Origin of the sequence: Paenisporosarcina sp. (genome assembly GCF_049671445.1) — a bacterium.
GTDB lineage: Bacteria > Bacillota > Bacilli > Bacillales_A > Planococcaceae > Paenisporosarcina.
This window is the reverse complement of the sequence record NZ_JBATUX010000069.1, coordinates 1-17597: the sequence shown is the minus strand read 5'-3', so window position 1 is coordinate 17597 and position 17597 is coordinate 1. Positions and strand designations below refer to the sequence as shown.

Sequence of the window (17597 nt, the reverse complement as noted above, 5' to 3'; positions counted from 1 at the left end):
CGAAGGTCAAATGACTCGCGAACTACTTCTACAAGTTTTGATTCTTCTACTGTGCCTGTACCAAATGTATCGATTGCAATTGATACTGGTTGAGCAACACCGATTGCGTAAGCAAGTTGAACTTCACAACGATCAGCAAGTCCTGCTGCGACAATATTTTTCGCTACATAGCGAGCTGCATATGCTGCTGAACGGTCCACTTTCGTTGCATCTTTACCAGAGAATGCGCCGCCACCGTGACGAGCATATCCACCGTAAGTGTCAACGATAATTTTACGTCCTGTTAAACCAGCATCCCCTTGAGGTCCACCAATTACAAAACGGCCTGTTGGGTTAATAAAGTATTTTGTATTTTCGTCAATTAATTCTGCTGGAACAACTGGATTAATGACATGTTCTTTAATGTTGCGTTGAATTTGCTCAAGCGTTACTTCTGGATGATGTTGAGTAGAAATAACGATTGTATCAATGCGCAACGGTTTATTGTTTTCATCATATTCAACAGTTACTTGTGTTTTGCCATCTGGACGTAAGTAAGGAAGAATTTCCTCTTTACGTACTAGTGCTAAACGACGAGCTAACTTATGAGCCATACTAATTGGAAGTGGCATTAATTCCGGTGTTTCATTACAAGCAAAACCGAACATTAATCCTTGGTCACCAGCACCGATTGCTTCGATGTCTGAATCTGTCATCGAACCTTCACGTGCTTCAAGTGCTCTGTCAACGCCCATTGCGATGTCAGCAGATTGCTCATCGATTGCAGTCAATACTGCAGAAGTCTCTGAGTCAAAACCATATTTTGCACGAGTGTAGCCGATTTCACGAACTGTTTCACGTACCACTTTTTGAATATCCACATAGGCAGATGTTGTGATTTCCCCAGCAACAAGTACTAAACCTGTTGTTACAGTTGTTTCACAAGCAACACGTGCATTTGGATCTTCTGTTAAAATAGCATCTAAAATTGCGTCTGAAATTTGATCGCAAATTTTGTCTGGATGCCCTTCTGTTACTGATTCTGATGTAAATAGACGACGAGTTGTCATTTAATAATTCCTCCTATATCCTTCGAGATTGCTCTCGGAAAATTCAAACGGTACTCATTTCCCATGTCCAGCTTATTCAGTCGAATAAAACCTTCCGCCTTTTCGGGCTTCTGCACACGAGGATAAAGGGAGATGTCATAAAAAAAACCCTCTCTCACGTTTTATACATGAGTAAAGGTATTCATTAATAGGCACCTTTCACTCTTATCATCCAAGGAATTCACCTTGTTTCAGGTTCAGCACCTTTGCCAATTACTACTTGGTTCATAACTGCAGGTTGCCGGGTTTCATAGGGCCTGACCCCTCCACCAGCTCGGGATAAGAGTATCCGTTCAGTTTTACATCATAATAAACTAATCCATCTATGTCAAATATTTTTTATTATTGTCCATTAATATAAAATTTCGAGTAATTTAAACAGGCTATTAGTGTAGATTATTAAGCTCAATGTGTTATACTAATCAACGAATGAAAAAACACCCCAATAAATTGGGAATATACGAAAAAGGAAGGTACATATACATGAATTCAGTGAACACTATTAACGAGCTGAACGACTTGTTAAATGGCCAAAACGTGCATGTACAACTTTCAGTACCACAATTAGTGGAGAAAGCAACAGTACGCGGAGAAGCTGTCTTAACATCAACTGGAGCTGTAAAAGTAGAGACAGGGAAATATACAGGACGTTCTCCTAAAGACAAGTATGTTGTTGAAGAAGATATCTCAAAAGACAAAATCGATTGGGGTACAGTAAACCGACCTATTTCATCAGAAATTTTTTCCTCTTTATATAAGAAGGTTGTTACCTATTTAAAAACGAAAGAAGAACTTTTTGTCTTTAAAGGCTTTGCTGGCGCAGACACAGAATCTCGTCTTTCTATCCAAGTTATTAATGAATATGCATGGCATAACCTATTTGCTCATCAACTATTCATTCGCCCAACAGAATCTGAAGTGGCTTCTCATGAAGCACAATTCACGATCGTATACGCACCAACGTTCAAAGCAGACCCAGAAATTGATGGTACTGATTCAGAAACATTCATTATTGTATCAATGGAAGAGCGCATCATTTTAATTGGTGGGACGGAATATGCAGGTGAAATGAAGAAATCAATATTCTCTATTATGAACTACTTACTTCCAGAGCAAGGCATTTTATCCATGCATTGTTCAGCAAACGTTGGTGAAAAAGGTGATGTTGCCTTATTCTTCGGTTTATCTGGAACTGGTAAAACAACATTATCAGCTGATGCTGATCGTAAGTTAATCGGTGATGATGAGCACGGTTGGTCTGACAATGGTGTATTTAATATCGAAGGTGGCTGTTATGCAAAAGCTATCAATTTGACACGTGAAAATGAACCACAAATTTTCGATGCTATCCGTTTTGGATCTGTATTAGAAAATGTTGTTGTCGATCCTGATACACGTATTGCTAATTACGAAGATATTTCATTAACTGAAAATACTCGTGCTGCTTACCCATTACAAGCAATTGACAATATCGTAGATCCTTCAGTAGCTGGTCATCCAAATACGATTATCTTCCTAACTGCTGATGCATTTGGCGTATTGCCTCCTATCAGTAAGTTAACAAAAGAACAAGCGATGTACCACTTCTTAAGCGGTTTCACATCGAAACTTGCAGGTACTGAGCGTGGAATCACGTCTCCACAAGCAACATTCTCAACATGTTTTGGTTCTCCATTCCTTCCATTACCTGCAACGGTATATGCAGAAATGTTAGGTAAGAAAATTGATCAACATGATGCACAAGTGTTCTTAGTAAATACGGGATGGACTGGCGGCGAATACGGTGTTGGTAAGCGTATGAAACTTTCTTACACGCGTGCAATGGTTCGCGCTGCGCTTGAAGGTAAATTAGATAACGTGGAAACAGACACTGGTTCTGTATTCGGTCTAGCGATTCCTAAAGCAGTACCAGGTGTACCTGAAAACGTACTTAACCCTCGCGATGCATGGGCAGATCCTGCAGCTTATGATGTAAAAGCGAAAGAATTAGCAGATCAGTTCCGTGAAAACTTTAATAAATTCGGCTCAGTTTCTGAAGAAATCACTTCTAAAGGTGGACCAATTATTTAATACAAAAATGGCTTGCACATCATGTGCAGGCCATTTTTTACTCTCTAAAATTAAAAACCGCATCGTTTCCGAAAAAAGACTGTATATGTAAGTAATCTGCTTTGGTGATTTGATTGAAATGAAGTTCTGCACCATACTGCTCCACTAAACAAATGTGATATCCATTCTTTTTAAAATGTAACGAAAACCATCTAAGCGTACCCGTGTCACGATTAGCAGACTGTAAAAACAAACTTTTTAGTTTTTGAGTAAGTGGCATGGTGAAACTAACTAAGTCAGCCTCAATTCTAATGGTGTGTGCAAAAGGTTTAATTAATTGGATCATTTCCGTTTCATTTTTCCAACAACGTACTTCTACTTCAGTAAAGACTGGCAATAACTCTGTCATCAAAGGAACCCAATAATCCACATTTTTCAAACGATTTACTGTTTCATTTTTTATATGTAAATTCCCCATAAGGTACCTCCCTTACTTACATTAGATGCTCTTTAAAATATTCGGCATTAGCATTTTCAGGAAACAGCATTTCAAATTCTGCAGCTTCTTTTTTATCCACACCATACAGAACAATTTCAGAGCCATACTGTCCGATTTCAAGCATCTGGATATCTTCTTTATAGAAGAATATGGTAAACCATTTTAATCCGCCATTAGAATCCATTGAATGATTACGTAAATAGTTACAATTTTCTTCATTTAATGTAATAGTGAATGACTTTACTAAGCCTTGCTCACTGGAATTCGCAGCTATTTTTGAAAGTTCTGCTAGCTGCTCAGTTTCTTCTAACCAACTATGGATTTCGACTGAAGCAAAATCACTTGTATATGTATCCCATAATTTTTCCCAATAGTTTGTATCTATGGGAACTGAAGATTTTTTTTCGGTATGGGTTGTTTCTAAATGAATTCGAACATGTTTCATTAAGATTATCCTCCTTGTCGTTTCATCCAGTTCGTTAGCTCATTAATAATTTGTTTATTGATTTTTGTTGGGAAAAAATGATCGTATTCACTAAAGTACCAGGATTCGAAAACTTTTCCTTCTTTTACGAGTGCTTCTTCTAAACGATTGGCATGTTCAATTCCGACATTTACATCTTTCTTGCCATGAATGATTAACAATGAGCCAGTTATATCATTGAGTTGTGCGAAAGGTTGACGTTCATCATATGCATCAGGAGCGGTATTCGGATTACCGCCAATTACTCGCTTCATCATTCTCCGCATATCATTTCTTTCTTCATAAGTAAGAATTATGTCTGAAACTCCTGACCATGTGACAGTGGACGTAATATCATTACGCAAGATCGCTGTCCATAACGCCATAATTCCCCCTCGGGAAAAAGCAAATAAGTGAATGCGGTTAACTGATAAAAATTGTTTTAAAACATCTACTCCATACACAGCATCATATCGGTCCTCACCAGCAAATTCATCTCGACCTTCACCACCACGGTTACCACGGTAATACGGAGCAAATACTACAAATCCTTTTGCTGCGAATTGAGCAATACGTGCAGGACGAACCATTCCTATATTCTGAATGCCGCCTCGTAAATAAAGAATGCCTTCATGGTTCCCTGGATGCAGAGGTTCTGCAAGTAGGCCTTTCACTCGATACCCACATGACCAATATAAAACTTCAGTTAATCGTACATGTGGATTGGGACTAGGATAAGGACGTTTTTGTTCAATCGTTCCGTTTATCTTCATCTAACATCACCCGATCCAACATTTTTCTCATGCCTTCATCTTTCATATGGAAACTTAGTTTATTTGATTTTAAAAACTCGTGTAATGTTAGCCAAACGGGACCTTCTGTTTCAAATTTTTCAAAAGTCGGTTCGATGGACTGCACAGTTGAACGGAAAACCACTTTACAAAATGGCTTTGTATCATGAACCATATACTCAGCAAACCACTCCAAATTCTCCAGTTGAGCACCTGTCTCTTCATATACTTCCCGTTTTGCAGCTTCTTCTAACGTTTCGTTTGGTTCAACTTTTCCACCAGGGAATTCAATACCTCTATACGGGTGTTTTGTAAGTAACCAGTGCCCTTCCCTATTCGCTAACACTAGAACATGTTTGGCTGGAATAGAGAATGCATTTTTTTCAAATGATAATGTAACTTTAACTTGATTTAAATCCATAAAAGAAAACATGCCCGCTACACTCCTTTAAATTAGTGTAGCGAAGGCATGCTGAGCAATCAACTATAAAAAGGCATGGTTTCAATATGTTGCTTGGATTCTTCATTCGTGTATTCATGAATAACCGCATACAATTTTTTTAAACGAATGTCACTTTCATCATTTTCCGGATCCAAATGATAGGGTATATAAGGAGTATGTGCTCTCCAAAACCCTTGCTGTTCAATTTCTTCTTTTTGTTCAAATAATTGATCGAGCACATTCAATACTCCTGGTTCAGCTTCGATTTCATATTCCCATGGTGAATCCTCTGGATGATAGTAATAGCGATGATGAGAAATGGACACATAAATTTTCGGCATGTTTTTCAACCCCTTTTTTTTAGCATGTCATTAACGACTAATTTCATGCATTCCAAAAAAAGTCCAGTTTAAAAAAGCAAACTCCTTTACAGAAATTTGCTTAAAACGCTTATTTGTTTGTATCACCAAGATAAGCATTTAACATCCATTGGTGTTTTTCTATTGATTGATAAACAGCATTTAATAAATCTTCTGTCATATCATCTTCATCTTTTGCAGCTTCATCCATTCCTTTTTTCAAGGATTTCATGATTTTATCAAAATCTTTTACAACCGTTTCAACCATTTGGTCCGTAGATTCTTTGCCAGTCGCTTCTGTTACATCTGACTGCTCCAAATGTTCTTTTAATGTTGCTACTGGTTTTCCACCTAATGTTAATAATCGCTCTGCAATTTCATCCATATGAAGTGTAGCTTCATTATAAAGTTCTTCAAATTTCGCATGTAAAGTAAAGAATTGTGGTCCTTTTACATACCAATGGAAATTATGTAATTTGGTATACATCACTGACCATGTTGCTACTTGTTTGTTAAGTTCCTTATTTAATGCTGCTGACATAAAATCATCACGCTCCTGAATTGTATTTAATGCTTTAATACTTTCAATTTACCACTAAGTTACTTAAACTAAACATAATGAGTAGAGTGGAGTGAAAATAATGTCCCTATGGTTATTAATAATTGTCGCTATTATTGTCATGATTGGAATCACTTTCATGTTTATTGTATCTACAAAAAAAGCATATACGATTGAACATAAAATCGATCCTTTACCAAAAGAAACAAACGATCGGTATGATAAGTAATGAAGTATGTAGTGATTGGTATTTTTAAGGTATATCAAAAAATCATTTCACCTTTGACTCCCCCAAGTTGTCGGTTTTATCCCACTTGCTCACATTACGGTGTTGAAGCAGTTGGAAAATTCGGCGCAATAAAAGGAACCTATTTAGCAGTTAAACGGATTCTAAGTTGCCATCCTTTTCATGAAGGTGGATATGATCCTGTTCCAGAAGAATGGAAAGATAGAAAATGACTTCTTGAAAAAGAGTCATTTTTTTGTGTGTTTTTCTTGTGTTTTAAATTAATTTCTTGTATGCTAATAAAGTTCTTAATTCAAATCGTAATCATTACCATTTAAAAAGGAGTTAATCATGAAGAAATTTTTCTTACTAAATATTGTTGCTAGTTTAGCTTTATTTACAGCTGCATGTGGTGATACTAATACAACAACTGATACCAATCAATCAGATACTTTAACCGTTTATACAACCGTTTACCCACTTACTTATTTTACAAAGCGTATCGGTGGAGAAAACGTACAGGTTAAGTCCATATATCCTGCTGGTTCAAATGAACATACATTTGATCCTACTCAAAAAGATATGATGTCCTTAGCTGATGCCGATTTATTTTTCTATATTGGACTCGGACTTGAAGGATTCGTGGATAATGCAAAAAAGACATTAGCAAATGAAGACGTAACGATGATTGCAACTGCAGATGCAGTTGCGGATGAGGATTTGGCCGTTAGTGAAGTTCATGAAGACGACCACGCTACAGACGAGGAAAAATCGGAAGAACAACACACTGAAGACGAAGAAGGTCATGATGATCACGACCATGGAGAAATTGACCCTCACCTTTGGATTTCGCCACAACTTAGTGTACAACTTGCTACTACAATAAAAGATTCATTAATCGCAAAAGATCCTAACAATAAAGAAACCTACGCAAAAAACTATGATGCTTTAGTAAATGATTTGAAGCAATTGGATTCAGATTTTAAAAAAATGGCAGACGCATCAAGCAATAAAACATTCTTTGTGTCTCACGCAGCATTTGGGTATTTGGCTGGAGCTTATGGTCTTGAACAAGTGGCTGTTGCAGGTTTAAACTCTCAAGATGAGCCATCACAAAAAGAATTAACCGAAATAGTAAAATCAGCAAAATCAATGAATATTGAAACGATTTTATTTGAGCAAAACGTCTCATCTAATTTAACGAAAGTGATTCAAAATGAAATTGGTGCTGAAGCATTAACCATGCATAATCTAGGCGTGTTAACACCTCAAGACATCGATAATAATGAAGATTACTTTACGTTAATGGAGAAAAATTTAGATACATTATCACAAGCCTTGAATTCTTCAAAATAAACGAAAAACCACGGAAAGCCAAGAGCTTCCGTGGTTTTTTATGCATAAAATATGTTTCTTCTTACTTCGTATTGATCGACTATCTTATGATTCAGCTTCACGCCCACACCAGGTACCTTTGGAAGTTGAATTTCTCCGTGATGAACATTAATTATTGGTTCAGCTAGGTCATGATTCCAAAAATGATTGGATGAACTAAAATCCCCGGGAAATTTAACACCTGGTAAAGAAGCAAACGCAAGGTTAAATGCTTTTGACACGCCGAATTCAATCATTCCGCCCACCCAAATAGGAACATCGGCTTTTAAGCATTTTTCATGAATACAAAGAGCATTTGAAAGTCCACCTACTCTTCCTTGTTTCATAACGACTATTTTTCCTGATTGTTGATCAACCATTTCTTCAACATCTTGAATACTTTCTATGCTTTCATCCAGTGCAAATGGAGTTTTCATTGTTTTTTGAGCCTTTGCAGACAACTTATTTTGGTGTTCTGAAAAAGGTTGTTCAATCAAAGTAAACCCACATTCATCAAATTCCTGTAACAAATGAATGGTATCGTTTGTAAAAGCACCATTCGCATCAGCAAAGAATAATGTTTCAGGGTACTTGGCAATTAGTTCTTTCAGATTTTGAGGATTCGACGATTGGGAAATTTTAAGTTTGATACGTTTATATCCGCTATTCACAGCAGATTCGATATCATCATACATTTCAGCTTCACTGGCCGCAGCTACTACAACTCCCGCTTCTATTGGTCTTGAACTTCCGCCTATGACTTGCCAAAGAGGCTTCTGTTGTTTTTGAGCATAAATGTCCCACAATGCATGATTCACGGCTGATTTTGCCATTTGATTGCGTTTGATAAAAGATAAACAATGATCTAGCTCATTTGGATAAGAGAATGTCTGATTTAACATGGCAGGGATGATCCAATTTTCAAGAGCAAGCCAAGCTGTCTCCACGGTTTCTTCCGTGTACCAAGGAGAAGAAAATGCCACACATTCCCCTACTCCTATATTCCCTTGGTCATCGAGCATTTCGATAAGGATGCTTTCCCGATCCAATACTTCTTGCAAATGCGTCGTGAACGGTCTTTTAAGAGGCACGCGTACGTGATATAACGTTACTCGTTTGATTTGGATGTTACCCACACTCTCAGCTCTCTTCTTAAAAGTTTATTCGAAGCATTTCTAGGCATAGCATCTACTTGATAGACCTTTTTAGGTATTTTATATGAGGCTAATTTGCCTTGTAGAAATTGTTGTAAAGACTCCAAAGAAATTTCTCCGTCACTTACAATAAAGGCAACAGGAACTTGCCCCCACGCCTCATCATTCACTCCACAGACACCCGCTTCACGAATCTTTGGATGTTGCAAAATAGCACTCTCTACTTCTGCCGGATAAATATTTTCTCCTCCAGAAATAATTAAATCTGAACGACGATCAACAACAAATAAGTAACCCTCATCATCCAGATAACCAATATCCCCCGTGTAAAGCCATCCTTTATCTTGAGAAGGTGTATGTTCGTATTGGCCAATATAGCCAGGTGTTACATGCCCACCTCTAATACAAATTTCACCTTCTTCAAAAGGCGCCTTCGTCTGGTCTATTCGAATGAAACTTAAAAACAGAGGTTTTCCTGAAGAGCCTAATTTTCTAGCAGCATCTTCAGGTGCTAGAGTAGCCGTTTGAGATGCTGTTTCCGTCATTCCGTATGTTTGTAGAATAGGAATTCCTCTTGCTAAAGCTCTTTCTAAATAATGACTTGGAACTGGACCGCCACCAACAAGCATTGTCAGCAATAGAGGAGATACATTCACATTACGCTCATCTAATTCCCTTAAAATTCGTTGTAACATAACAGAGACGACAGACATTCGAGTAACGCATCCATTTACTAAATCATCTACTACTTGAACTACATCGAATTTCGAATAGAGTTTAACTTCCATTCCATATAACACTGAACGTATTAAAATGGATAACCCACTGATATGAAAGATTGGCATGGTACAAAGCCACACGTCATCTGTTTGGATGCCCATATTAAAAGCGGAAGCAGTTGCGTTTGTCGTATGATTCAATACAGTTTGCCTTACACCTTTAGGGCGACCCGTTGTGCCAGATGTATACATGATGGACATTGTTCGGGTAAGCGGCCACTCTTCTTCCATATTAATTGGGATTGAATCCAATCTAGACAATTCTTCTAGAGTTAGCGTTTTATATGTGCCTATTCTTTCTTTGTAACTATCTTTCACGAGTACATGAGCAGGTTGTGCATCAGCAACTTGATAGGCCAATTCCTCATCCGATAACCGCTCATTTAATAGTACGACTTCACACCCTAATTGCCAGCACGCATGAATTGTGATAATTAACTGAGGATGCGAAGGAGCGAGTATGGCTATTCGATTTCCATGATCAATACCAGCTGTTTTCAATGTACCTGCTGTAATCAGTACTTCCTCTAACAATTGTTGAAAAGTCCAAGATTTATCCTCAAAAGTTAAAGCTAATCGACTTGGTGTCATTTGGACACGTTGTGCTAACCAGTTTGGATACATATTAACCCACCTTTAGAAAAAGCTGCCCTTCTTAAAAGGACAGCTTGAGAAATGTTTGTATCAAGGGAAACGAGGGAATTGACCGAAGTCAGGTTTACGTTTTTCCTTAAAGGCATCGCGGCCTTCCTTCGCTTCATCTGTTGTGTAATAAAGAAGTGTAGCATCACCCGCGAATTGTTGTAGACCTGCTAAACCATCTGTGTCTGCATTCATCGCTGCTTTTAAGAAACGTAGCGCTGTAGGAGACATGGAAAGCATTTCTTCACACCATTGAACGGTTTCATCTTCTAATTGTGCATATGGAACAACCGTATTAACTAAGCCCATATCAAGTGCAGCTTGTGCATCGTATTGACGGCATAAGTACCAAATTTCACGTGCTTTTTTATGTCCAATAATACGTGCCAGATAACCAGAACCATAACCAGCATCAAATGAACCAACTTTAGGTCCTGTTTGACCAAAGATTGCATTATCAGCAGCAATTGTTAAATCACATACAACGTGAAGTACATGTCCGCCACCAATTGCATAACCAGCTACCATTGCCACGACTGGCTTTGGTATAACGCGAATTAAACGTTGTAAGTCAAGAACGTTTAAGCGAGGAATTTCATCTTCTCCAACGTATCCACCATGACCTCGTACTGATTGGTCCCCACCTGAACAAAAGGCCTTTTCGCCTTCACCAGTTAAGACAATTACTCCAACCTTAGAATCATCTCTTGCATGTGTAAATGCTTCCAACAATTCTTTAACTGTTTTCGGACGGAACGCGTTGCGTACTTCCGGACGGTTAATCGTAATTTTTGCAATTCCGTTATATGTTTCATATTTAATATCTTCATATGTACGTTCTGTTACCCATTGACGTGTCATACTCTTCCTCCTAAAATAATCATTTCATTTGCTCCATTATTATTGTAGCAAACTGAACGGGATTTTCCACATGTATTGCATGTCCAACACCTAAAACTTCAATATGCTGGCTGCTAGCTATGCTTTTTGTCATTTGTTGTGCAATCATGTGGAATTTTTGATCGAACTCTCCAGTAATAAAGATTACTGGCATGTTTAATTTACTCAAGTGTGACCAATATGACGGTTGACGACCAGTTCCCATCCCTTTCAAACTATTGACTAAACCTAATACAGATTGTTGAAGACGTTCTTGACGGATAGCTTGTCGTTTGATTTCAGGGAGATTCTGCTGTGATTGGAAAAGCGGAATGTCTTGCCAAAAGTCTATAAAAGCATCGAGACCTTCATGATCTATTTTATTGGCTAATGATTCATCTGCTTTTATTCGTGTTTGTTGTTCATCCACTGACTGAATCCCGGGAGAAGCACTTTCCAACACTAATCTTTTCACGTGGTCTGGATAGGTTAGTGCATAAGCTAGTGCAATACGTCCCCCCATTGAATAACCAACAAGCGTAAAATCTGATATGTGAAGTGAATTCAACAAGGTATGTAAATCAATGATTTGCTCCCTCATTTGATACCGCTCCGATTGTTTTGGAGATTCCGTCTTACCATGTCCCAATAAATCGACTGCAATACATCTAATAGATGTCGGCAAGTGTTTTATTACCGGTTCCCACGTTTTCGAACTTCCTGTAAAACCATGTAAAAAAACAATTGTCTCAGTTACTTCAATGTTTGTTATGGAATAACCAACCTTTACTCCTCGCAAACTCGTGATTAATTGTTCCATTTTTGGTCTAACTCCTCGGTGATGGCGCTCCATAATCGACGATGAGCTAATACATTTTCTTGACGATTTGTTTTCACTTCAATAATTCGCAAATCCTTGTGTTTAGGCGTAGTCAAAGCATGTTCAAATGCGTCCATTGAATCAACAGCAAAATATTCTGCTTGATACATCGTTGCAATAGAATCAAATGTTAATCCCGTTGGTGTACCAAACAATTTCTCAAAATACGTTTCTTCTTTTGACTGGGGAAGGTAAGAAAAGATGCCCCCTCCATCATTATTCATTACGACAATGGTTAGATCTGTGTCATGAAAACGAGAAGCCAATAAGCCATTACTGTCATGTAAAAAGGAAATGTCCCCTATTAAAAGCGTAGCAGGACGCTTTCTAGCTTGTTGTATGCCAAAAGCAGTTGATACGACACCATCAATTCCATTGGTGCCGCGGTTTGCAAAGATGGCGATATCTTTTGTAGTTTGATTGAAGAATGTATCGACATCACGAATTGGCATGCTACTACCTGATATTAAATCACTACCATCTGGTAAATGATAAAATAGCCTTCCAGCATATGCACCTTCATCTTGCTGTTCGTTCAAATAGCGTTTAACATGTAGTGTCGCTATGTCATTGGCTTGTGTCCAAATGGTAAGCGTTTCATTATTTTGTCCATGTAGTTCTTCATTCCAAAACACTTGAGGAATAGATTGTATATGGTGTGTCACTACACCTAAAGAATCACGGAATAAAGGATCTTCATCAATGACGATATAGCATTCAGGTCTACACTCTTTCAAGAAAAGTGATAGTGGTTTTGACACAGGTTGCGCACCAAAGCGTATGACTAATGCTGGATGTACAGCTTTTTTAAAATTTTCGCTTTTCAACAGAGCATCGTATTGATCTATTAACAAATGTTGACACTCTTCAGGAACTTCACTTCGAAGTTGAGACAGTGCATCTGCTAATATTGGCCATTGAATCGACTTAGCAAAACGCCAAAAATCTTGTTTTGAGAAATTCCCTGATAGTTCACCAACTATAATGAATCCCTTGTTAGTATTCACAATCATTTCTTCAACCCACTTAATGGATGCTTGCGAAGCAACGATGGATCCGGGAGTCGATTGTTGATATGGTGAGGGCTGTACCACGTAATCAAAGTCGAGTAGTAATGGTTCGCGAAATGGAATGTTTATATGTATAGGTCCCATAGGTGCAGCTTTTGCCATTGTGACTGCGCGTCCAGTATGTCTCTCTACAAAAGGAATGGTTTCTTTGTATCCATCAGCTAACGGAAAATCCACACTCCATTTCACGTGGTTTCCATATAATTGAACTTGATCAATGGCCTGAGGAGCGCCAACTTCCCTTAACTCATGAGGTCGGTCCGCTGTTAACACAATGAGAGGAATTCTAGCATAGTTAGCTTCTACAATTGAGGGAAAGTAGTTAGCCGCTGCTGTTCCAGAAGTACACAGTAAAAGAACGGGACTTTGTTTAGCTTTTGCCATCCCTAACGCAAAGAATCCCGCAGAGCGTTCGTCAACTTGCATATAGGTGTTGAATGCTGTTGTTTGACTAAACGCATAAGCGAGTGGCGTAGAGCGAGAACCTGGACTAATGACAACATCTTCAACACCAGCTCGAAGAAAAGTTTGAACGATCGCATGTACGTACTCAGTTAAATTTGCACGGTTATCCATTTAACTTGCCTCCAAGTGTCCGTAACATCGGTCTGAATTTCACTAATGTCTCTGCATATTCCGATGTTGGATCCGAATCTGCTACAATCCCTCCACCAGCATATAAATAGGCCTTTTGTTTATTTAATAATGCCGAACGAATGGCAACTGCAAATTCGCCATTACCTGCCGCATCAATCCATCCTACAGGAGCTGCATAATATCCACGATTCATTTGCTCCACCATTCTAATAATGGCCATGGCATCATTACGTGGCTCGCCTCCTAATGCTGGAGTTGGATGTAAATCTTTCACCAGTTGCAGTAAGCCTTGCCCTTTTTGTAAAATCCCTTCTACAGGCGTAAACAAATGTTGAATATCGCGAATTTTCATTAGCTTAGGAAACTTCGCTACTTTAATATCTTCACAATACGTATTAAATACATTCGTAATCATATCGACAACATATTGATGTTCTTCACGGTTTTTCGAATCCTGCAAAAGTTCATTACCTAGTTGTTGATCATCTGTAGCCGTTTGTCCTCGTTTAATTGAACCCGCTAAACATGTAGAAAGTGCTTTGCGATTTTCAACCTTAACTAGTCTTTCTGGTGTCGCTCCAAAAAACAAATTATCTTCAAGCTCCATTCCAAAAAGGAAACTTTCTGGTTGTTCCTTTGAGACGTGATACATGGCAGAAGGTGAACTGACATCTTCAGCGAAGGTTAACGATAATGATCGCGCTATCACGACTTTTTGTGCTTCTCCAGCATGAATTAACTTTGTGACATGGGAAACTGCATCTAAATATAATTCTTTAAAACGCTCTTCTAAGTCAGTTAATAGCGGCTTTGCATAAGGTTTTAATTCCTTCACTTGCGCTGCATGAATTAAATCATCACGCTCAGAGCGTAACTGATCAAATAGGTGTTGAGATTCTATTTCATTTGTTACTAAATGAATGCTTATAAACACTCTATCATCACGAATGACAAGTTGAAATGATGGAACCGCAAAGTAAGCCGATGGAAACATATCCCACTCGGAAGACAAATGATTCGCAGGGTCAAAAGAAAAACCACCAAATAAGATTGGTTGTAAATCCTGTTCTTCATTGACAATTTTCGAACAAAGTTCGTTCCATTGTTTATCAACTTCTTCAAAACGGCTGTCTTCAGACAAGCTTGTAATAACGTGAGCATGTCCAAGTCCAACTAAGGTAAATGTTTTTTCACGGTTTTGCCAATAAAATCTTTTGCCTTTATATGACTCGCCTGCTTCAAAAAAAGCAATTGAGGATAATCCATTAACTTCTATTGTTTCAGTATAAAAATGTACAGATGAAGATAACTCTTCGACAGCATATTCTGTGGATGTAAATGACTTACGATTCATCCAAATTCCCTCCGTAAATAGGACTTCATAATAAAGCGAAGTTCCTTCAAATATCATACCTTCTATCATACCTCTTTTATCCCGATTCGGCATCAGATATGCAAACAATCTACCCATTATTAAGTTGTTGAAGTACAATAAGGAAGGTTTGAAAAAAGGCTCTGTTAACTTTCAAGATTGATTTTATAATAAAAGAAGAAATCTGCGCCTCATGCGGAACGTGCGGCCAGCGCAAATGTACGATAAACAACCTACCCGTTTAACAGAGCCAAAAAGAATAAGGAGCGGAGTCTATATGTCACATGATTTAAAAGCCGACACAGGCTGGCGTATATGGTGGCAATTAACAAGACCTCATACGTTAACAGCATCATTCGTACCGGTGTTTTTAGGAACAATGATTGCAATTTCTTATACAGATATACATTGGCCTTTATTTTTTGCCATGTTATTTGCAAGCATGCTCATCCAGGCAGCCACTAATATGTTTAATGAGTACTACGATTTTGCAAGAGGATTAGACAATGAAAAATCTGTTGGTATTGGTGGAGCTATTGTCAGAAATGGCGTTAAACCAAAAACGGTCATGATCCTAGCATTACTGCTTTATGCTATCTCGATATTATTAGGCATTTATATATGTATCGAAACCACTTGGTTGTTAGCTATTGTTGGAGCCGTAGCAATGGCGATTGGATATTTATATACAGGTGGTCCATATCCTATAGCTTACACTCCATTTGGTGAATTATTTTCAGGTATATTTATGGGCATGTTAATTGTCTTAATCGCTTTCTTTATTCAAACAGGTGAAATCACAACGATTGCTTTACTAGTTTCTGTTCCAAGTATGCTACTTGTTGCAGCAATTATGCTCTCTAACAATATTCGTGATATAGTTGGCGATAAAGCAAGCGGTCGAAAAACGATGGCCATCTTAATTGGTCGTAAACGTGCAATTAATGTGTTACTCGCACTGTTCATTGTTTCGTATGTATGGATCGTAGCTTTAGTTATTATTGGTGTGCTTACACCGTGGTCACTTCTTATATTCTTAAGCATAAAAAAACCAGTACATGCAATTCGTATTTTTAAAACAAAAGAACATGCATTAGAAGTTGCGCCAGCTATGAAAGATACTGCATTAACAAATACAATATTCGGTTTCCTTCTTGGTATCGGCTTACTACTTGGCTATTTGATTTAAACCTATAAAAACCCGCAAGCGCTCATTTGAGCACTTGCGGGTTTTTAATATATGGTTAATTGAATTAAAATAATGAAATTAGAATATTTATAATGTCACGATTCCCTATAATTCGACAAATACAAATAAAAAAACACGCTATCCCGAAGATAGCGCATCTTTCTATATGACCCCTACGGGATTCGAACCCGTGTTACCGCCGTGAAAGGGCGGTGTCTTAACCGCTTGACCAAGGGGCCTTACATCTGGCGGAGAAGGAGGGATTTGAACCCTCGCGCCGTTTGACCGACCTACACCCTTAGCAGGGGCGCCTCTTCAGCCACTTGAGTACTTCCCCAGAAATAATTGGCTCCGAAGGTAGGACTCGAACCTACGACCAATCGATTAACAGTCGATTGCTCTACCACTGAGCTACTTCGGAATGGTGGGCCTAAATGGACTCGAACCATCGACCTCACGCTTATCAGGCGTGCGCTCTAACCAGCTGAGCGATAGGCCCACAAATTGGAGCGGGTGAAGAGAATCGAACTCTCATCATCAGCTTGGAAGGCTGAGGTTTTACCACTAAACTACACCCGCATTATGGTGGCTCAGGACGGAATCGAACCGCCGACACAAGGATTTTCAGTCCTTTGCTCTACCGACTGAGCTACTGAGCCAACTTCGATTGTGCTAAGCTGCGAATCTCTTTGTCAGCTTCATTCGTTCAGTTAGTCACGTACTTTAGTACGCTCCTTCCATCACTCAATCGCTTCCTCGACCTTCTTGCTTATCACCAATCTCAAAATAAAAAAGCTTATTTAGCTTCATGCTTATCAGCAATCACAAAATCTCAAAAAAAAATGGCGGTCCCGACCGGGATCGAACCGGCGATCTCCTGCGTGACAGGCAGGCATGTTAACCGCTACACCACGGGACCATTTGGTTGCGGGGACAGGATTTGAACCTGCGACCTTCGGGTTATGAGCCCGACGAGCTACCACTGCTCCACCCCGCGACAATAATATACTTACAAACACCATGATACTGCCCTCAAGAAAAGTAGACACCTGCGACAATAAAAAGTTACAACTACCAACAATAAAATAAAAATGGAGGAGGAAGAGGGATTCGAACCCCCGCGCGGTATGACCCGCCTGTCGGTTTTCAAGACCGATCCCTTCAGCCGAACTTGGGTATTCCTCC

18 protein-coding genes, 9 tRNA genes and 1 riboswitch are annotated in these 17597 nt (G+C 38.7%); of the genes, 5 read left to right on the top strand and 22 right to left on the bottom strand.

Annotation, left to right across the window (positions count from 1 at the left end):
• On the bottom strand, positions 1-1049 hold a 1049-nt coding region (gene metK / locus WBG45_RS09425), incomplete at its 3' end, for a methionine adenosyltransferase (protein ID WP_424414005.1).
• Between the two features lie 201 nt (positions 1050-1250).
• Positions 1251-1374, bottom strand: a riboswitch (SAM riboswitch).
• 197 nt (positions 1375-1571) lie between these two features.
• Here metK and pckA point away from each other — a divergent pair.
• On the top strand, positions 1572-3158 hold the full coding sequence (gene pckA / locus WBG45_RS09420; RefSeq protein WP_424414003.1) for a phosphoenolpyruvate carboxykinase (ATP): 1587 nt from the start codon (positions 1572-1574) through the stop codon (positions 3156-3158).
• 37 nt (positions 3159-3195) lie between these two features.
• On the opposite strand, the gene WBG45_RS09415 is transcribed toward pckA, so the two are convergent.
• The 6 genes from WBG45_RS09415 to WBG45_RS09390 all read right to left on the bottom strand — a co-directional run bounded on the left by WBG45_RS09415 (position 3196) and on the right by WBG45_RS09390 (position 6232).
• On the bottom strand, positions 3196-3615 hold the full coding sequence (locus WBG45_RS09415; RefSeq protein ID WP_424414001.1) for a hypothetical protein: 420 nt from the start codon (positions 3613-3615) through the stop codon (positions 3196-3198).
• Between the two features lie 16 nt (positions 3616-3631).
• Positions 3632-4081 (bottom strand): hypothetical protein, encoded by a 450-nt coding sequence (locus WBG45_RS09410; RefSeq protein WP_424413999.1) that lies wholly within the window; start codon positions 4079-4081, stop codon positions 3632-3634.
• A 5-nt stretch (positions 4082-4086) separates the two neighbouring features.
• Positions 4087-4872 (bottom strand): alpha/beta hydrolase family protein, encoded by a 786-nt coding sequence (locus tag WBG45_RS09405; protein ID WP_424413998.1) that lies wholly within the window; start codon positions 4870-4872, stop codon positions 4087-4089.
• A complete protein-coding gene (locus WBG45_RS09400; protein WP_424413996.1) occupies positions 4850-5323 on the bottom strand; it encodes an NUDIX domain-containing protein in 474 nt (157 codons plus the stop codon). The genes WBG45_RS09405 and WBG45_RS09400 overlap by 23 nt, the downstream gene beginning before the upstream one ends.
• Positions 5324-5370: 47 nt before the next feature.
• Positions 5371-5673: a transposase gene (locus tag WBG45_RS09395; protein WP_424413994.1), complete on the bottom strand. Its 303-nt coding sequence runs from the start codon at positions 5671-5673 to the stop codon at positions 5371-5373.
• A 109-nt stretch (positions 5674-5782) separates the two neighbouring features.
• Positions 5783-6232, bottom strand: a complete 450-nt coding sequence (locus WBG45_RS09390; RefSeq protein ID WP_024534137.1) for a Dps family protein — start codon at positions 6230-6232, stop codon at positions 5783-5785.
• 100 nt (positions 6233-6332) lie between these two features.
• Between WBG45_RS09390 and ytzI the strand changes: the two genes are divergently transcribed.
• From ytzI to WBG45_RS09375, 3 genes are all read left to right on the top strand, one after another.
• Positions 6333-6479 (top strand): YtzI protein, encoded by a 147-nt coding sequence (gene ytzI, locus WBG45_RS09385; protein ID WP_424413992.1) that lies wholly within the window; start codon positions 6333-6335, stop codon positions 6477-6479.
• Entirely contained in the window at positions 6479-6709 is a 231-nt protein-coding gene (gene yidD, locus WBG45_RS09380; RefSeq protein ID WP_024534136.1) for a membrane protein insertion efficiency factor YidD, read from the top strand. The genes ytzI and yidD overlap by 1 nt, the downstream gene beginning before the upstream one ends.
• 118 nt (positions 6710-6827) lie before the next feature.
• Positions 6828-7832: a metal ABC transporter solute-binding protein, Zn/Mn family gene (locus WBG45_RS09375; RefSeq protein ID WP_424413989.1), complete on the top strand. Its 1005-nt coding sequence runs from the start codon at positions 6828-6830 to the stop codon at positions 7830-7832.
• A 38-nt stretch (positions 7833-7870) separates the two neighbouring features.
• Here the strand turns inward: WBG45_RS09375 and menC are convergent, their stop codons facing one another.
• Genes menC through WBG45_RS09345 form a run of 6 tightly spaced genes read right to left on the bottom strand, consistent with a single transcriptional unit; the run spans position 7871 to position 15205 of the window.
• Positions 7871-8986 (bottom strand): o-succinylbenzoate synthase, encoded by a 1116-nt coding sequence (menC, locus tag WBG45_RS09370; RefSeq protein ID WP_424413987.1) that lies wholly within the window; start codon positions 8984-8986, stop codon positions 7871-7873.
• A complete protein-coding gene (locus tag WBG45_RS09365; RefSeq protein ID WP_424413985.1) occupies positions 8959-10407 on the bottom strand; it encodes an o-succinylbenzoate--CoA ligase in 1449 nt (482 codons plus the stop codon). Before WBG45_RS09365 ends, menC begins: the two co-directional genes overlap by 28 nt.
• Positions 10408-10467: 60 nt before the next feature.
• Complete coding sequence (gene menB / locus WBG45_RS09360; RefSeq protein WP_024534132.1) at positions 10468-11286, bottom strand: 1,4-dihydroxy-2-naphthoyl-CoA synthase; 819 nt, start codon at positions 11284-11286, stop codon at positions 10468-10470.
• Positions 11287-11305: 19 nt separating this feature from the next.
• Positions 11306-12124 (bottom strand): 2-succinyl-6-hydroxy-2,4-cyclohexadiene-1-carboxylate synthase, encoded by an 819-nt coding sequence (gene menH / locus WBG45_RS09355; RefSeq protein WP_424413983.1) that lies wholly within the window; start codon positions 12122-12124, stop codon positions 11306-11308.
• A complete protein-coding gene (gene menD / locus WBG45_RS09350) occupies positions 12112-13830 on the bottom strand; it encodes a 2-succinyl-5-enolpyruvyl-6-hydroxy-3-cyclohexene-1-carboxylic-acid synthase (protein ID WP_424413981.1) in 1719 nt (572 codons plus the stop codon). The genes menH and menD overlap by 13 nt, the downstream gene beginning before the upstream one ends.
• On the bottom strand, positions 13823-15205 hold the full coding sequence (locus WBG45_RS09345) for an isochorismate synthase (protein ID WP_424413980.1): 1383 nt from the start codon (positions 15203-15205) through the stop codon (positions 13823-13825). Before WBG45_RS09345 ends, menD begins: the two co-directional genes overlap by 8 nt.
• A gap of 295 nt (positions 15206-15500) precedes the next feature.
• Here WBG45_RS09345 and WBG45_RS09340 point away from each other — a divergent pair, with 295 nt between their 5' ends.
• Complete coding sequence (locus WBG45_RS09340; RefSeq protein ID WP_424413979.1) at positions 15501-16412, top strand: 1,4-dihydroxy-2-naphthoate polyprenyltransferase; 912 nt, start codon at positions 15501-15503, stop codon at positions 16410-16412.
• 167 nt (positions 16413-16579) lie between these two features.
• Here WBG45_RS09340 and WBG45_RS09335 read toward each other — a convergent pair.
• The 9 genes from WBG45_RS09335 to WBG45_RS09295 all read right to left on the bottom strand — a co-directional run bounded on the left by WBG45_RS09335 (position 16580) and on the right by WBG45_RS09295 (position 17597).
• Positions 16580-16651: transfer RNA gene (locus WBG45_RS09335), tRNA-Glu, on the bottom strand.
• A gap of 7 nt (positions 16652-16658) precedes the next feature.
• Positions 16659-16749: transfer RNA gene (locus WBG45_RS09330), tRNA-Ser, on the bottom strand.
• A gap of 9 nt (positions 16750-16758) precedes the next feature.
• Positions 16759-16833: transfer RNA gene (locus WBG45_RS09325), tRNA-Asn, on the bottom strand.
• 1 nt (position 16834) lies between these two features.
• Positions 16835-16911: transfer RNA gene (locus WBG45_RS09320), tRNA-Ile, on the bottom strand.
• A gap of 6 nt (positions 16912-16917) precedes the next feature.
• Positions 16918-16991, bottom strand: a tRNA-Gly gene (locus WBG45_RS09315).
• A 4-nt stretch (positions 16992-16995) separates the two neighbouring features.
• Positions 16996-17071: transfer RNA gene (locus tag WBG45_RS09310), tRNA-Phe, on the bottom strand.
• A 184-nt stretch (positions 17072-17255) separates the two neighbouring features.
• Positions 17256-17331, bottom strand: a tRNA-Asp gene (locus WBG45_RS09305).
• Positions 17332-17334: 3 nt separating this feature from the next.
• Positions 17335-17409 (bottom strand) — tRNA-Met (locus WBG45_RS09300).
• Between the two features lie 95 nt (positions 17410-17504).
• Positions 17505-17597 (bottom strand) — tRNA-Ser (locus tag WBG45_RS09295).

Bases quoted from the DNA above. Each gene is read 5' to 3' on its own strand.
- WBG45_RS09375 (WP_424413989.1), top strand. From the start codon at position 6,828: ATGAAGAAATTTTTCTTACTAAATATTGTTGCTAGTTTAGCTTTATTT.
- menH (WP_424413983.1), bottom strand. From the start codon at position 12,124: ATGGAACAATTAATCACGAGTTTGCGAGGAGTAAAGGTTGGTTATTCC.
- WBG45_RS09340 (WP_424413979.1), top strand. From the start codon at position 15,501: ATGTCACATGATTTAAAAGCCGACACAGGCTGGCGTATATGGTGGCAA.
- WBG45_RS09390 (WP_024534137.1), bottom strand. From the start codon at position 6,232: ATGTCAGCAGCATTAAATAAGGAACTTAACAAACAAGTAGCAACATGG.
- WBG45_RS09405 (WP_424413998.1), bottom strand. From the start codon at position 4,872: ATGAAGATAAACGGAACGATTGAACAAAAACGTCCTTATCCTAGTCCC.
- WBG45_RS09365 (WP_424413985.1), bottom strand. From the start codon at position 10,407: ATGTATCCAAACTGGTTAGCACAACGTGTCCAAATGACACCAAGTCGA.
- WBG45_RS09395 (WP_424413994.1), bottom strand. From the start codon at position 5,673: ATGCCGAAAATTTATGTGTCCATTTCTCATCATCGCTATTACTATCAT.
- WBG45_RS09345 (WP_424413980.1), bottom strand. From the start codon at position 15,205: ATGAATCGTAAGTCATTTACATCCACAGAATATGCTGTCGAAGAGTTA.
- WBG45_RS09410 (WP_424413999.1), bottom strand. From the start codon at position 4,081: ATGAAACATGTTCGAATTCATTTAGAAACAACCCATACCGAAAAAAAA.
- menD (WP_424413981.1), bottom strand. From the start codon at position 13,830: ATGGATAACCGTGCAAATTTAACTGAGTACGTACATGCGATCGTTCAA.
- WBG45_RS09400 (WP_424413996.1), bottom strand. From the start codon at position 5,323: ATGTTTTCTTTTATGGATTTAAATCAAGTTAAAGTTACATTATCATTT.
- ytzI (WP_424413992.1), top strand. From the start codon at position 6,333: ATGTCCCTATGGTTATTAATAATTGTCGCTATTATTGTCATGATTGGA.
- WBG45_RS09415 (WP_424414001.1), bottom strand. From the start codon at position 3,615: ATGGGGAATTTACATATAAAAAATGAAACAGTAAATCGTTTGAAAAAT.
- yidD (WP_024534136.1), top strand. From the start codon at position 6,479: ATGAAGTATGTAGTGATTGGTATTTTTAAGGTATATCAAAAAATCATT.
- menB (WP_024534132.1), bottom strand. From the start codon at position 11,286: ATGACACGTCAATGGGTAACAGAACGTACATATGAAGATATTAAATAT.
- pckA (WP_424414003.1), top strand. From the start codon at position 1,572: ATGAATTCAGTGAACACTATTAACGAGCTGAACGACTTGTTAAATGGC.